The 15,342-nt window shown below is 63.5% G+C and carries 11 protein-coding genes; 10 read left to right on the top strand and 1 reads right to left on the bottom strand.

Annotation, left to right across the window (positions count from 1 at the left end; all coding sequences use genetic code 11):
* The first annotated feature begins 298 nt into the window (after nucleotides 1-298).
* The 6 genes from H9X91_RS13385 to H9X91_RS13360 all read left to right on the top strand — a co-directional run bounded on the left by H9X91_RS13385 (nucleotide 299) and on the right by H9X91_RS13360 (nucleotide 9,553).
* Complete coding sequence (locus tag H9X91_RS13385) at nucleotides 299-1,333, top strand: TAXI family TRAP transporter solute-binding subunit (RefSeq protein ID WP_204805727.1); 1,035 nt, start codon at nucleotides 299-301, stop codon at nucleotides 1,331-1,333.
* Between the two features lie 107 nt (nucleotides 1,334-1,440).
* Nucleotides 1,441-3,471, top strand: coding sequence for a TRAP transporter permease (locus tag H9X91_RS13380; protein ID WP_204805726.1), 2,031 nt, complete (start codon nucleotides 1,441-1,443; stop codon nucleotides 3,469-3,471).
* Nucleotides 3,472-3,650: 179 nt separating this feature from the next.
* The gene (locus tag H9X91_RS13375) at nucleotides 3,651-5,345 is read left to right on the top strand and encodes an HlyD family efflux transporter periplasmic adaptor subunit (RefSeq protein WP_204805725.1); all 1,695 of its coding nucleotides are present in this window, start codon (nucleotides 3,651-3,653) and stop codon (nucleotides 5,343-5,345) included.
* Nucleotides 5,346-5,350: 5 nt separating this feature from the next.
* Nucleotides 5,351-6,055, top strand: coding sequence for an ABC transporter ATP-binding protein (locus H9X91_RS13370; protein ID WP_204805730.1), 705 nt, complete (start codon nucleotides 5,351-5,353; stop codon nucleotides 6,053-6,055).
* A complete protein-coding gene (locus H9X91_RS13365; protein WP_204805724.1) occupies nucleotides 6,052-7,308 on the top strand; it encodes an ABC transporter permease in 1,257 nt (418 codons plus the stop codon). Before H9X91_RS13370 ends, H9X91_RS13365 begins: the two co-directional genes overlap by 4 nt.
* A 13-nt stretch (nucleotides 7,309-7,321) precedes the next feature.
* On the top strand, nucleotides 7,322-9,553 hold the full coding sequence (locus H9X91_RS13360) for an S-layer homology domain-containing protein (protein WP_204805723.1): 2,232 nt from the start codon (nucleotides 7,322-7,324) through the stop codon (nucleotides 9,551-9,553).
* A 173-nt stretch (nucleotides 9,554-9,726) separates the two neighbouring features.
* On the opposite strand, the gene H9X91_RS13355 is transcribed toward H9X91_RS13360, so the two are convergent.
* On the bottom strand, nucleotides 9,727-10,956 hold the full coding sequence (locus H9X91_RS13355) for a class I SAM-dependent rRNA methyltransferase (RefSeq protein WP_204805722.1): 1,230 nt from the start codon (nucleotides 10,954-10,956) through the stop codon (nucleotides 9,727-9,729).
* A 90-nt stretch (nucleotides 10,957-11,046) separates the two neighbouring features.
* On the opposite strand from H9X91_RS13355, the gene H9X91_RS13350 reads away from it, so the two are divergent.
* From H9X91_RS13350 to H9X91_RS13335, 4 genes are all read left to right on the top strand, one after another.
* Nucleotides 11,047-11,787, top strand: coding sequence for an N-acetylmuramoyl-L-alanine amidase (locus tag H9X91_RS13350; protein WP_204805721.1), 741 nt, complete (start codon nucleotides 11,047-11,049; stop codon nucleotides 11,785-11,787).
* Between the two features lie 485 nt (nucleotides 11,788-12,272).
* A complete protein-coding gene (gene rny / locus H9X91_RS13345; RefSeq protein WP_420850742.1) occupies nucleotides 12,273-13,814 on the top strand; it encodes a ribonuclease Y in 1,542 nt (513 codons plus the stop codon).
* 63 nt (nucleotides 13,815-13,877) lie between these two features.
* Complete coding sequence (locus H9X91_RS13340; protein WP_204805720.1) at nucleotides 13,878-15,038, top strand: hypothetical protein; 1,161 nt, start codon at nucleotides 13,878-13,880, stop codon at nucleotides 15,036-15,038.
* Nucleotides 14,953-15,342 (top strand): hypothetical protein (locus tag H9X91_RS13335; RefSeq protein ID WP_204805718.1); only part of this gene is annotated, 390 nt, incomplete at its 3' end. The genes H9X91_RS13340 and H9X91_RS13335, both read left to right, overlap by 86 nt.

Here is a 15,342-nt window from a genome sequence, read left to right as displayed (position 1 = left end):
GCTGCTTGCGATTCTCAGAACTTTGAAAAGTTCTGAGAATCGGTTGATTGGAAACGAAAGACACCCTTCCTGGGTTTCTTTCGTAGCTATCTTCCTTCCCGTTTTCCCGAATTTCCGGGTTTATCGACAGTCTGCCTTTTTTCGGCAGGCTGACCCCAAAAATGAAAGGCAAGTAAAGACAACTTGCAGAAATGTTAAAAAAATGTAAAAAAAGGCTTGTAATATGAATGAGATTGAGATATGATATGCAAAGCGATATATGAGTTGCGTTAACAAACAGGAAAAGAGGAATGGAAACATGAAAAAGCATTTATCCCTGCTTCTGGCTGTCCTGATGCTGGCGGCGGTCCTGACGGGCTGCGGCGGCACCTCTACGGAGGAGACGGACACCTCCGGCGAGACCGGCACGGAGACGACGCAGACCAACTGGAACGTATCCTCTGTGGCCGGCAGCGGCACGGAACTGAAGTTCCGCACCGGCGGCGACCAGGGCACTTACTACGGCTTCGGCAGCGTGCTGGCCCAGGCCATCACCACCAACGGCAACGGCACCAAGGTCACGGCCGTGGTCAGCAACGGCTCTCAGGACAACATCGAGCAGATGGAGTTCAACACCGCGCAGCTGGGCTTCGTCCAGTCCGACGTGATGAGCTACGCCTACAACGGCGAGCGGCTGTTTGAGGGCTTCCCCTATTCGGATTTCTCCACGGTGGCCGCCCTGTACATGGAGCAGGTGCAGATCGTCACCTGCGACCCGGACATCAAGTCCGTGGCGGACCTGGAGGGCAAGACGGTGTCCATCGGCGCCTCCGGCTCCGGCGTGTACTACAACGCCCTGGACATCCTGGCCGCCTATGACCTGACGGAGGACGACATCAACGCCCAGTACCAGGACTTCGGCGCCAGCGCCGACGCCCTGCAGGACGGCAAGATCGACGCCGCCTTCGTGGTGGCGGGCGCCCCCACCGTGGCCATCACCACCCTGGCCACCGCCAAGGACACCTATCTGGTGGGCCTGGACGACGAGCACATCGCCAAGCTCCAGGAGTCCTCTCCCTATTACGAGGAATACATCATCCCCGAGGGTACCTACGAGGGCATCCCCGAGACCAAGACCGTGGCTGTGGTGGCCACCGTCATCGCCCGGGACGATGTGTCTGAGGACGACGTGTACAACATCTGCTACACCATCTTCGAGAACATGGACAACCTGGCCCACGACAAGGCCAAGGAGCTGGACGTGGAGTTTGCCGCCGGCGTCACCGCGGTGCCCTATCACGCCGGCGCTGCCAAGTACTTTGCGGAAAAGGGCTTTGACGTGCCCACAAAATGATCCCAGGTGAAGCCTGACCCGGGAACTACGGCACCGATGCCGTAGTTCCCTGCTTTCCGGCCGGGAGCGGCCGGCGAGCGGAGCTTGAGAAAGAGAGAGGGGACCCTATGGCACTGTTCAAGAAGGACCGGAGGGAGCCTGTGCCGCCGGCGCAGACCGACGTGCACGACACCTCCGTGGGGACCGCCGCCGACGTGGAGGCGGTCATGAAAAAATACGACCGGGAGTCCAACACCCGGGTCTGGGAGGGGCTGCCGAAGCTGGTGATCCGCTGGCTGATGGTGGCGTTCTCCGTCTACTGCATCATCGACACCGTGTTTCTCTCCACCCGGCAGGAGGTGCGGCTGCCCGTGTTCGTGGGCCTGATCCTGCTGTTCGGCTTCCTGACCTTCCCGGCCCGGAAGGGGGACGAGCGGGTCAACCACATGCCCTGGTATGACATCGTGCTGCTGATCGCGGGTCCCGGCGCCTACTTCTTCTACGCCGTCAACGCCCAGAACGTGGTCCAGATGTCCGCCCGGGTCATGCAGAACGACCTGTACATGATCATCGGCCTCATCGGCATCCTGGCTCTGGTGGAGCTGTGCCGCCGGTGCGTGGGGCTGCCGATCCTGTGCGTGGCCGGCGTGCTGCTGGTGTACACCTTCTTCAACCTGGGCGGCACGGCGGACCTGAAGATGACCCTCTACCAGGTCATCCGCACCATGTTCTACACCTTCAACGGCATCTTCGGCGGTCCCATCAGCGTGTGCGCCAAGTTCATCGTGGTGTTCATCATCTTCGGCGCCTTCCTGGAGCGGACCGGCATCGCCCAGTTCTTCATCAATCTGGCCAACGCCGTGGCCGGTGCCGCCCCCGGCGGCCCCGCCAAGGTGGCGGTCATCTCCTCCGCTCTGTGCGGCATGGTGTCCGGCTCCTCCGTGGGCAACACCGTCACCACCGGCTCCGTCACCATCCCCATGATGAAGAAGACGGGCTACAAGCCGGAGTTCGCCGGCGCCGTGGAGGCCGCCGCCTCCACCGGCGGCCAGATCATGCCGCCCATCATGGGCGCCGCCGCCTTCCTGATGGCGGAGTTCACCGGCGAGCCCTACGGCACCATCGCCATGCGGGCCATCCTGCCGGCGGTGCTGTACTTCACCGGCATCTACATCGCCGTCCATCTGGAGGCCAAGAAGCTGGGCCTGAAGGGCATCCCCCGGGACCAGCTGCCCCGCATCCGCCAGCTGCTGCCCAAGATCTACCTGCTGGCGCCCCTGGTGCTGCTGGTGGTGATGGTCTCCACCAACATGTACACCATGGCCTTCTCCGCCGCCATCGCCATCGTGGCGGCCGTGGCGGTGGGCCTGATCAACAACGTGGTGGAGATCGCCGGCAAGAGCGGCGACCGGTCGGACTTCCTCACCTTCGGCAAGATCGTGGACGCCCTGGAGGGCGGCGCCAAGGGCTCCATCACTGTGGCGGTGGCCTGCGGCGTGGCCGGCATCATCTCCGGCTGCATCACGGTGACGGGCCTGGCCTCCAAGCTGCTGAGCACCATCGTCAGCCTCTCCGGCGGCCACATGATCATCGCCCTGGTGTTGACCATGCTCTGCTGCATCGTGCTGGGCATGGGCGTGCCCACCACTGCCAACTACTGCATCATGGCGGCCACCTGCGCCCCCATCCTGATGGACCCCTCCATCGGCGTCACCAAGATGGCGGCCCACTTCTTTGTGTTCTACTTCGGCATCGTGGCGGACATCACGCCGCCGGTGGCCCTGGCGGCCTATGCCGGCAGCGCCATCGCCAAGGCGGACCCCATGAAGACGGGGTTCAACGCCACAAAGCTGGCCATTGCGGCCTTCATCGTGCCGTATATCTTCGCCTTCAGTCCCCAGATGCTGTTTGTGGATGTGACCGGCACCTTCCAGGTGGTGCAGATCTGCATCAGCGCCCTGCTGGGCATCTTCGGCGTGGCGGCGGCCCTCAACGGCTTCCTGTACCGGCCTGTCCCGGTGCTGCTGCGGCTGCTGCTGGCCATCGGCGGCCTGGGGATGATGATCCCCGGCACCGCCAGCGACATCGCCGGCTTCGTGCTGGTGGTGGGCATCGTGCTGTATCAGCGCTACAGCGCCCGGCGGACTGCCGCGGCCTGACGGACCGCAAGAACGCTCCCCGGTCTCCGGGGGGCGTTTTTGCGCGCCGGTCCGGTTACAAGAGATACAGACCATGGGAGAAACTGTAACTGTTTTGTTATTGCTTTGCTCTGCATACTGTACTATTATGAGTAATACAGTTAGCAGATCTGTAAAGAACAAGAAGAGGAGTACATACCATGGCTGAAGTCAAAGACCTGGAAGAGCTGAAGCAGGAAGAGGCCGCTCCGGCGATGGAGGAGATCCCGGCGGACAGCGCCGCCCCCGCCCCGGCGGGGCTGAAGGCGCGGTGGCAGGCCATCCCGCGGAAAACGCGGCGCCGGTTCATCCGCCTGGGCATTTTGATCCTGGCCCTGCTGGTGATCGCGGCAGTGCTGCTGAAGGTCCTGGGAGGACGCGGCGGCGGAGAGAGCCAGGTGGTCACCGATGTGGTGCAGTATGGTTCCATCACCTCCACCGTCCAGGGCAGCGGGCTGGTCAAGGCCAAGAGCAGTGAGACCATCACCATCACCACGGTGGGCACGGTGACGGATGTGCTGGTGGCGGAGGGTGACAAGGTCACCGCCGGCACGCCGCTGTTCACCATCGACTCTCCGGCGGCGGAGACCGCCGTGCAGAAGGCCCGGAGCAATGTGGAGGGCTATGAGAAGCAGCTCTCCCAGGCCCAGAAGGACATCGCGGGACTGAACCTCTCCGCCGGCTACGCCGGAAAGCTGATGGAGACCGTGACGCTGAATCCCGGCGATCCCATCAGCAAGGGCCAGAAGGTGGCGGTCCTGTCTGACGACACCCGCCTGCGGCTGGAGCAGTATTACAGCTACGCCTATGCCGGGGACCTGAAGGTGGGACAGACGGTGAACGTCTCCATCCCGGCCCTGATGACCTCCATCCCCGGCAGGGTGGAGGCGGTCCACATGGTCAGCCGCATCACGCCGGAGGGCTCCAAGCTCTTCTCTGCGGACATCGTTGTGGACAACGAGGGCGCGCTGACCGCGGACATGGTGGCATCCGCCACCGCCACGGTGAACGGCGAGACGGTGTACCCTTACGAGGCCGGCAAGCTGGAGTACTACCGCACCGGCGATCTGGTCTCCACGGTGGACGGCACCGTGATCTCCAGCAATCTGGTGGACTACCTGCAGGTGACGCCCGGCCAGGTGCTGGTGCGCATCGACGGGGAGGAGAGCGAGAGCCAGATGTTCACCATCCAGCAGAACCTGGACACCGCCCGGGAGGAGCTGAAGGCCGCCGAGGAGAACCTGGCCAACTGCAGCGCCAAGGCCCCCATCGACGGCACGGTGATCGGCCTGACCATCCAGCCCGGTGACGAGATCCCCGCCAACACCACGGTGGTCACCATCTCGGACACCTCCACGGTGGTGATCTCCGCCACAGTGGACGAGCGGAACATCAGCTATGTCAAGCCGGGGATGCCGGTGGATCTGAGCCAGTGGGACACGCCCGGCTTCGGCATGGTGGAGACGGTGAGCCTCTCCAGCACCGTGAGCAACGGTGTGGCGTCCTATCCCATCACCATCTCGGCGGACAACAGCGAGGGGACGCTGCAGGTGAACAGCTACATCGACTACACGCTCACCGCCAGCGAGAACGACAACTGCCTGGTCCTGCCCCTCCAGTGCGTGCGCACGGTGACGCAGGAGGACGGCACCACCCTCAACGTGGTGTTCGTGAAGGGCGACCGGCCGGACAACGCCGTTGAGACGCCCACCCTGAGCGAGGAGATCCCGGACGGGTTCTGGGCGGTGCCGGTGGAGATCGGCATCTCCGACAACTCCAATGTGGAGATCAAGTCCGGCGTGGAAGAGGGGACCGAGGTCTTTACCCAGATCCAGTCCCTGCAGGCGTGGGGTTGATGCCGATGACCAACAATTTGGTAGAACTGCGGGACGTCTATAAGATCTACGGCGAGGGACTGGAGAGCGAGGTCCGCGCCCTGGACGGCGTTTCCCTGTCCATCCGGAAGGGGGAGTTCGTGGCGGTGGTGGGCCAGTCCGGCTCCGGCAAGTCCACCATGATGAACGTGCTGGGCTGCCTGGACATCCCCACCCGGGGGACCTATCTCCTGGACGGCACGGACGTCCGGGAGCTGACGGACAAGGAGCTGTCCCACATCCGCAACAAGCAGATCGGCTTTATCTTCCAGCAGTATAATCTGATCCAGAGCCTGACGGTGCTGGAAAATGTGGAGCTGCCCCTGATCTATCAGGGCGTGAACGCCGATGACCGCCGGGACCTGGCCCTGGAGGCCCTGGGCCGGGTGGGGCTGGCCAACCGCGTCAAGCACAGGCCGGTGGAGATGTCCGGCGGCCAGCAGCAGCGGGTGGCCATCGCCCGGGCCATCGCCACCAAGCCCCCCATCATCATGGCGGATGAGCCCACCGGCGCCCTGGACTCCCACACCGGACAGGAGGTGCTGCGCTTCCTTCAGGAGCTGAACAAGGAGGGCAGCACGGTCATCCTCATCACCCATGACAACGGCATTGCCGCCACGGCCCGGCGGGTGGTCCGCCTGGCGGACGGCAGGATCATCGAGGACCGGGAACAGGAGGTGGACTGGCTGTGAATATCCGACAGGCCATGAAAATGGCGTGGAAGTCCATCTGGGGCAAGAAGGGCCGGTCCGCCCTGACCATGCTGGGCATCATCATCGGCATCGCGGCGGTGATGACCATCGTCTCCGCCATCAACGGCTATACGGAAAAGACCATGGAGCAGTATGAGGCCATGGGCAGCAACAAGCTCACCGTCAACATCTGGAACTACATGTATGACGAGGAGGGCAACAGCGTGGGGAAGGACTACTTCCCGGCGCTGTACGACTACTGCAACAGCATCAGCGAGTACGTGCTGGGCGTGACGCCCCAGGCCAACTGCAACGCAACGGTGGTCTACGGCACCAAGAGCAGCGCCAATATGACCTGGAACTATGACGACAAGGGCAATCTGACCGGCGACGCGCCGCCCAGCATCTACTACGGCAGCGACCAGTACAGCGTCTGCAACAATCTGACCCTGGCCAGCGGCCGGGACCTGTCGGTGCTGGACATCCGGGGCTATAAGCAGGTGTGCGTCCTGGGGGCGCAGGCCGCCAGGATCTTCTTCGACGCCGCGGACCCGGTGGGCAAGATCCTGCAGCTCAACGGACAGGGGTTCGAGGTGGTGGGGGTCTACGCGCCCCGGCTCTCCGGAGAGACGGCGTCCTCCAGCCAGATCGACAACGTCATCGTCCTGCCCTACACCGCCCGGCGGGTGCTGGGCGGCGCCGCCCCGGAGCAGTTCATCGTGAAGACCCGCAGCAGCGGGGACATGGTGGAGGCCAGCTCCCGGATCGGCGGCTTTCTGAAGGGACTCATCAATCCCAATGCGGCCAGCTACAGTGTGGACCAGGAGAACTCCTGGCAGCAGGAGCAGAACAAGCAGATGAGCATGATCTCCCTGATCCTGGGCGGCATCGCCGCCATCAGCCTGCTGGTGGGCGGCATCGGCATCATGAACATCATGCTGGTCACCGTCACAGAGCGGACGCGGGAGATCGGCATCCGCCGGGCCATCGGCGCCCAGCGGAGCAGCATCGTGGTCCAGTTCCTCATCGAGGCGGCCATGCTCTGCGGCATCGGCGGCATCATCGGCATCCTCATCGGCACCGGCGGCAGCCTGCTGGTGGGGCGGCTGATGTTCCAGATGACCATCTATCCGGCGGCGTGGATCACCCTGTGCGCCTTCACGCTGTCGGTGGCACTGGGAATTTTGTTCGGCATCTATCCGGCGGCAAAGGCCGCCAGGCTCCAGCCCGTGGAAGCCCTGCGGGCAGAATGAGAGGGAGAGACTGATGAAGAGACGAATCACAACATTCCTTCTGGCCGTGTGCATGACGGTCTCCCTGCTGGCGGTGCCGGCAGGGGCCGCCAGCGGCGCCACGGTCACGTTTTCCGACATCGGGGACCGTTCCACCGCCATGGCGGTGGAGTCCCTGCGGCTGCTGGGGGTGCTGGACGGCTACGGCGACGGCACCTTCCGCCCGGGCACGGTGCTGAACCGGGCCCAGTTCTGCAAGATGGCGGTGTACGCCATGAACGGCAGCAGCGAGCTGAGCCGCTACCGCACCGTCACCATTTTCCCGGATGTGAAGCCCTCCCACTGGGCGGCGGCCTACATCAACATGGCCGCCAAGGGCAAGGACATCATCTCCGGCTATGCCGACGGCCGGTTCCACCCGGACCGGACCGTGACGGTGGGCCAGGCGGTCACCATCCTGATGCGGATGCTGGGCTACAAGGACGAGGACATCGGCGGCATCTGGCCGGACAGCTATATGGCTGAGGCGGCCACCGTCGGCCTGACCGAGGGCGTGAGCACCAACGGCAGCGCCGGCCTCACCCGCGCCCAGGCGGCGCGGCTGTTCCTGAACCTGCTGCGGACCCCGACCAAGGAGGGCGGCACCACCTTTGCCTCCACTCTGGGCCAGACCGTGCAGGGCGTGCTGCTGTCCTCTGACACGGAGGGCGGCGAGGGCCGCCTGCGGCTCTCCACCGGCACCTATACCCTGACGGAGGGCAAGGCCTCCAACGGCATGCTCAACGGCATGAAGGGCACGCTGATCGTGGACAGCAAGAGCGGCCGGGCCCTGACCTTCGTGCCTGAGGATCTGGGCTCCAGCAAGACGGTGGTCCTGGCCTCCGCCAAGGCCACGGAGATGACGGACACCTCCGGCAATACCTACACGGTGAAGAGCGACACCCAGGTCTTCCAGAACGGCGAGGCCAGCAGCTGGGGCGAGGCATACACCTGGCTGAACGCCGGCACCTCCGTCACGCTGTATCTGGACGCCGCGGGCAATGTGGACTATGTGTTCGTGGGCGGCGGCGGAAACGCCACATCGGCAGTCATCGTCTACGAGAAGGGCTCCACGGCGGGCTTTGCCTCCCTGGCGGGCGGCGCCACGGGCTATACCATCTACAAGAACGGCGTCCGGGCCTCTTCCGGCGATATGCGGAAGTACGACGTGGCCACCTACTCGGCGGTCACCAACTCCATCCGCGTGAGCGACACCCGGATCACCGGCTACTACGAGGACTGCTCGCCCAATCCCAGCGAGCCCTCCAAGATCACGGTGCTGGGCCACGAGTTCAACGTGCTGCCCTCCGCCATGCAGACGGTGTCCAAGTTCCGGCCCGGCGATCAGATCACCCTGCTGCTCACCGAGGACAATCAGGTGGCCGGCGCGGTGGAAGCCACCGGCACCACTGCCAGCGGCAACGCCATCGGCATCGCCGAGGTCAGCAGCGGCAGCGCCACCGTGAATCTGCTGTGCGGCATCCAGGTGAAGGGCAGCGTCAAACTCTCCGCCAGCGATGTGGAGCGGCTGAACGGCCAGCTGGTGCGGGTCTCCTCCAGCAAGAAGGACGGCCTGTCCCTGACCCGCCTCACCGGCGGCGTCTCCGGCGACCTGGACGTGGAGAACGGCAAGCTGGGCAGCCGGGAGCTGGCAGAGAATGTCATCATCTTCCAGAACGACGGCAGCGGCCTCACGGCCATCAGCCTGTCCCAGATCACGGAGGCCAAGGTGCCCTCCAGCCAGATCACCTACGCCGGCACCGACTGGGCCGACCGGGTGAAGGTCATCGTGCTGAACTCGGTCACCGGCAGCGGCTACATCTTCGGCCGGGCCCACTACACCGCCAACTACGATGAAGAGGGCAACCGGGTGGGCAACGCCCAGCTCTCCGTGGAGTACGGCGAGGGCAAGACCACCGCCACGTTCGAGACCGGCTATGTGGTCCGCAACGGCGATATCGTAGGCATCACCATCGTCACCGCCGGCAACACCCAGCGGATCGGCAGCCTGATCTATCCCGACGAGCTGCGGAACGTGCCCAATGCCGCCTGGAGCGGCAAGGGCGCCGTGACGGTGAACGGCCGGACCTACACGGTCCCCGCCAGCCTGCCCTGCTACAACCGGGAGACCAGGGAATGGGTCACCCTCACGGAGGCCAGGGCCTACGCCGACAGCGCCACGCTGTACGTCCATCAGGGCGTGGTCCGCTTCCTGGAAGTGGGCTGAGAGAAAAGCAAAACAAACAGACCGTTTTGACCAGGACGATCCCTCCAAAACCCGTAAGGTCCGGTGAAACAGAACTGGCGAATGGATGAAGCGCATGAGGAAAAAGAAACCATGACAAAAAGAAGGTCCGTCCAGCAAGGGACGGACCTTCTTTTTCATAGGCCAAGGCGCGCTCACACCACCTGGAACAGGTAGAACTTCAGGTAATTGGTCTCCTCCACGCCCCAGAGGATGGGGTGGTCGCAGGACTGCTGCCGGGCCTCGATCTGCCGCAGCTGCACGCCGGCGTCCTTTGCGGCGCTGTGGAGCATGGCCACGAACTTCTCCTCCGTGGCGAAGTGGGAGCAGGAGCAGGTGGCCAGGTACCCGCCCCGGGGCAGCAGCTTCATGGCCCGGTAGTTGATCTCCTTGTACCCGGAGATGGCGTTCGCCACGGTCTTCCGGGACTTGGTGAAGGCCGGCGGGTCCAGGATGATGAAGTCGTACCGCTTCGGCTCCTTCTCCAGGGCCGGCAGCAGGTCGAACACGTTGGCGGCCACGCAGTCCACCACGCCGGAGAGGCCGTTGCGCTCCGCGTTGGCCCGGGCCATCTCCACGGCGGACGCCGACACGTCCACGGCGGTGACGTGTTTGGCCCCGCCCGCCGCGGCGTTCAGGGCGAAGGACCCGGTGTGGGTGAAGCAGTCCAGCACTGTTTTGCCCCGGGCGATGCGCCCCACCGCCCGACGGTTGTACTTCTGATCCAGGAAGAACCCGGTCTTCTGCCCGTTCTCCACGTCCACCAGGTATTTGACGCCGTTCTCCGTGATCTCCGTCAGGGGGGATTCCGGCACCGCCTCGCCGGGCAGGGGATACCACCCTTTGCCCTGGGCCAGGCCCTCCTTCTCCCGCAGGGCCACGTCGTTCCGCAGGAACACGCCCCGGATGGGGAAGCCGTCCGCCCGGAGGAGCTCCACCAGCGCCGGCAGCAGGAGGTCCTGGATGCGCTCCATGCCCACGGACAGCACCTGGACCGACAGCAGGTCGTGGAACTTGTCCACCGTCAGCCCCGGAAAGGCGTCCGCCTCCCCGAAGATGACGCGGCAGGCGTCCAGGTCCTCCGGCGGCATGACGCTCTTCCGGTACTCCCAGGCCCACTGGAGCTTGCGGCGCCAGAAGGCGGCGTCAAACTGGTCGTTGGCGTTGCGGGAGATCAGCCGCACCCGGATCTTGGATCGCTCCGACAGAAAGCCCGTGCCCAGGTACCGGCCCTTTTTGCTGACCACGTCCACCAGGCCTCCGTTCTCCGCCTCGCCCTCCGTCTGGAGGATCTCCGCGTCGTAGACCCAGGGGTGGCCCCGGAGGATGGCCGCCTCCGCCTTGGGCGTGACGGTGTATTTTGGGTGATTCCGCTCCGCTTTCATAAAATGATCCCTTTCTCTTGGATTGTTCCGAATCAGTGTATCACATTTTTCCCGGAAACGCCATAGACTGGGGAAAAAGGAGGGATCATTATGCCCAAAATCTATCTCAGCCCGTCCACCCAGGACTGGAATATGTACGTCACCGGCAGCGGGTCCGAGGAGTACAACATGAACCTGCTGGCGGACGCCCTGGTGCCCTATCTGCTGTCCAATGGCATCCAGTACCGGCGCAACCGGCCGGAGATGACCGCCGGCAGTTCCATCCGGGAGGCCAACCAGGGGGAATACGACCTGTACCTGGCCCTCCACTCCAACGCCGCCCCGGAGGGCCGCTACGGCGAGGAGCGGGGCATCATCGCCTTTTACTACCCCGGCAGCGTGGGCGGCCAGCGGGCGGCGGAGCTGATCGCGGAGGAGCTGCGGAAGATCTATCCCCTGCCCAATAAAGTCACCACCCGGCCCACCACCTCCCTGGGGGAGGTCCGCCTGCCCCGGTTCCCCTCGGTGCTGCTGGAGATCGGGTACCACGACAACTACAGCGACGCCGTCTGGGTGGAGGGGCACCGGGATGCCATCGCCCAGCAGATCGCCCGGGGGCTGACGGCGTACTTCGGCCTGCCCTTCATCTACCCCATGGACCCGGTGCAGGGGACCGTCACCGTGTCCAACGGCACGCTGAACCTGCGGGACTACCCGTCCTCCGCCGGCAAGGTGATCGCCAGCCTCCCCAACGGCGCCGCCGTCACCATCTACGGCGAGTGGAATGGGTGGTATGTGGTCCATTATGAGGACCAGGTGGGGTACGCGGCCGCGGCCTATATCGACACATGAGGAAGGAGCCGTCCCGGCCGGCGGCCGGGCGCCGCGGGAGCGGCGTGCAAGCATCCTGCGGAGCAGGATCTTGCGCCGGGCGGGCTTTGCCTGCCCGGCATTGATCAAATCAGGGGCCCCCAAAGGGCCTGGGCCCTTTGGGGCATGGAATGGGTGGTATGTGGTCTATTATGGGGACCAGGTGGGGTACGCGGCCGCGGCCTATATCGACACATGAGGAAGGAGCCGTCCCGGCCGGCGGCCGGGCGCCGCGGGGAAAGGGGCAGCTCCTTGGCAGACCTCGTAAAAAACTCCAAAACCGCGCGGGCGGATTTGGCTAACTATTACAGATTTGCCTTGACAGAAGAGGGCAGAACGATTAAACTATAAACGGATAATTGTCGGCGGGCGACAGGGGGCCTTCCGATTGTTTTCTGCAATGCGGCCTGCGGGCCTGCATATAAACCCAAACGCACAGGATACCGTGTATAGGAGGAAAAGATACCGTGGAGATCGTCTTTGCCCTGATCGGGCTGGTGATCGGCGGCGTGATCTGCTTCCCCCTCGGTATTCGCTACCGGAAAACCGTTTCTGAAAAGGAAATCTCAAGCGCGGAAGAAGAGGGAAAGCGCATCATCAACGAGGCCATCAAGAGCGCCGAGACCAAGAAGAAAGAGGCACTGCTGGAAGCCAAAGAAGAGATTTTGAAGAACCGCAGCGAGTACGAGAAGGAAGAGAAATCGCGCAGAGCCGATCTGCAGCGGCAGGAGAACCGCCTGCAGCAGAAGGAAGAGAACCTCGACCGCAAGACCGAGGCTCTGGAGAAGAGAGAGGAGTCCCTGGCCCAGAAGCATGCGGCCGTGGACAAGGAAAATGAGGAGATCAAGGTCATCAAGCGCAGCCAGACGGAAATGCTGGAGCGCATCTCCGGCTTCACCGCCGAGGAGGCCAAGGCCTATCTGATCGCCCAGGTGGAGTCCGAGGTGACTCACGAGACCGCCCTCAAGATCAAAGAGGTCGAGTCCCGGATGAAGGAAGAGTGCGAAGCCCGTGCCCGGGAAGTGGTGGCTCAGGCCATCCAGCGGTGCGCGGCCGACCAGGTGGCCGAGATGACCGTCAGTGTGGTTCCCCTGCCCAATGACGAGATGAAGGGCCGCATCATCGGCCGGGAGGGCCGCAACATCCGCACCATCGAGACCCTGACGGGTGTGGATCTCATCATCGACGACACGCCGGAGGCCATCACCGTCTCCTGCTTCGAGCCGGTGCGGCGGGAGATCGCCCGCCTGGCCCTGGAGAAGCTGATCGCCGACGGCCGCATCCATCCCACCCATATCGAGGAGATGGTGGAGAAGGCCCGCCGGGAGGTGGAGAGCACCATCAAGGCCGAGGGTGAGCGCGCCGTGTTCGAGTGCGGCGTGCGGAACCTGCACCCGGAGCTGGTGAAGATGCTGGGCCGCCTCCACTACCGGACCAGCTACGGCCAGAACGTGCTGCAGCACTCCATCGAGGTCAGCCACATCGCCGGCATGATGGCGGCGGAGCTGGGGGCCGACGTCCAGGCCGCCAAGCGGGCGGGCCTGCTCCACGACCTGGGCAAGGCCGTGGACCACGAGCTGGAGGGTACCCACGTGTCCCTGGGCGTGGAGTTCGCCCGCAAGTACAAGGAGCGGGAGGACATCATCCATGCCATCGAGGCCCACCACAACGATGTGGAGCCCCGGACCGTGGTGGCCTGCCTGGTGCAGGCGGCGGACGCCATCTCCGCGGCCCGGCCCGGCGCCCGGCGGGAGAATCTGGAGAACTACATCAAGCGGCTGGAGCAGCTGGAGACCATCACCGGCTCCTATCCCGGCGTGGACAAGGCCTACGCCATCCAGGCCGGCCGCGAGGTGCGGGTCATGGTGAAGCCCGAGCAGGTCAGCGAGGACCAGATGGTCATCCTGGCCCGGGACCTGGCCAAGAAGATCGAGGAGGAAATGGAGTACCCCGGTCAGATCAAGGTCCACGTCCTGCGGGAGACCAAGGTCATCGAGTACGCGAAATAACAAGCGAAAACAGGCGGCGGGCCATCGGCCCGCCGCCTTTGTGTGTTTACAGACATCGGATCTTTGCCGACAGGCGTGACCCAAAACGGGGGCATACTGACCATTGCCCGCCTTGCCGCTGCCGGCTCTGCGGGAGACTCGATCGAGATCACCGCTACTTATACAGTGCCTGAAGGTGCTGCCAGCAAGACGATTTCCAATACCGCTGTTGCGGCCGCGGAGGATATCGAAGACGAGGATGAGGAACATGTGGAGGTAAAGTCCTACACAGTCACCATCACCCCGGCGGATATCGTGATCTACACCGGCGGAAGCAATTACAGCGGAACAGTGGACAGTGCAGGCAATGTGATCGGCAATACCCAATACAACGGCCTGCCGGAACCGGGTTATTATCTGATTCTTTCGAATGCGGTCAATGAGTGGATCGCGGCGAATGACACAGATAAAACGACACCAGACGCCGAGAGGCTGGACGACATTCTGACGTTAACCTATCAGGTGGGTGCTGTTGAGAGAACATGGAAACTCATCTATCTCGGTGTCTATTCTCGGGAGCCGAATGGAACAGTCAGCCAGTATGTTTATTCGATGTCTGCGGTCGATGACCATCCTGTCAGCCTCAGGGTCTTCGATGACACAAACGACAGCGGAGACTATGATGAGAGTGATAAGACCATTACGACCGATGATATTATGATGTCGGAACTGGTTGTTGGCGACACCTATCACATGACGATTGACGGCGGCCCGCTGGATCAGTCGCAGGTGCAGGCTCAGTTTACCCTGGGCGAGGGCGCCGTTGCCAAATCCATTACCTGCAACGTGGAGATCGGCACCGGTGAGCTGCTGGTCAAGAGTATCACCGACATCGGCACGACCACAAATGCTATCGAAGACAATGGCGACGCCGTTGCCTCCGGCACACTGACTGCTGTGGCTGACAGCACTGTCCAGTACTACGTCAACAACAGCGAAGTCGAGGTGGGCTCCGACCGCGTCCAGCTGCTGGTGGACAGCGTCTCCAACAGCACAGAGTTCAACCGGTCCATGGAGCAGGATGCCATCAATAAAGCGGACGCACAGGATGGCGTCTCCCTTTCCAACGCACAGGCAGAATCCTTCTATCTGGACCTTTGTGGACACGGACAACGGCAACACCGTGGTGACCCTGGGCGACGACGACAAACTGACCATCTACTGGCCCTTGCCGGACGATGCTGACGAGAATGGCGACTTCTACATCGTCCACTACACCGACATGAACCGCGAGAATGTCACCACGGCGGGGGATTTGGCCAGTGCCGCGAACCACGTGGAGAAGGTCTCGGTCACCCCTGACGGCGACCATCTGACCTTCACGGTCGACAGCTTCTCTCCCTTCGTGCTGGTGTACGAGAAGGAGGACAGCGGTTCTTCCACCGGTGGCGGCGGCAGCAGCCGTCCCAGCCGGCCCACCCTGAACACGGAGGACCACTACTCCTACATCATCGGCTATTCCGACGGCACGCTGCAGCCCTATGGCACC

Source organism: Oscillibacter valericigenes (genome assembly GCF_016902445.1).
In the GTDB taxonomy this organism is placed as follows: Bacteria; Bacillota; Clostridia; order Oscillospirales; family Oscillospiraceae; genus Oscillibacter; species Oscillibacter avistercoris.
The sequence above is the reverse complement of the archived record's forward strand: the minus strand, read 5'-3'. Positions and strand labels throughout refer to the sequence as shown.

Bases quoted from the DNA above. Each gene is read 5' to 3' on its own strand.
- H9X91_RS13385 (WP_204805727.1), top strand. From the start codon at position 299: ATGAAAAAGCATTTATCCCTGCTTCTGGCTGTCCTGATGCTGGCGGCG.
- H9X91_RS13380 (WP_204805726.1), top strand. From the start codon at position 1,441: ATGGCACTGTTCAAGAAGGACCGGAGGGAGCCTGTGCCGCCGGCGCAG.
- H9X91_RS13375 (WP_204805725.1), top strand. From the start codon at position 3,651: ATGGCTGAAGTCAAAGACCTGGAAGAGCTGAAGCAGGAAGAGGCCGCT.
- H9X91_RS13370 (WP_204805730.1), top strand. From the start codon at position 5,351: ATGACCAACAATTTGGTAGAACTGCGGGACGTCTATAAGATCTACGGC.
- H9X91_RS13360 (WP_204805723.1), top strand. From the start codon at position 7,322: ATGAAGAGACGAATCACAACATTCCTTCTGGCCGTGTGCATGACGGTC.
- H9X91_RS13355 (WP_204805722.1), bottom strand. From the start codon at position 10,956: ATGAAAGCGGAGCGGAATCACCCAAAATACACCGTCACGCCCAAGGCG.
- H9X91_RS13350 (WP_204805721.1), top strand. From the start codon at position 11,047: ATGCCCAAAATCTATCTCAGCCCGTCCACCCAGGACTGGAATATGTAC.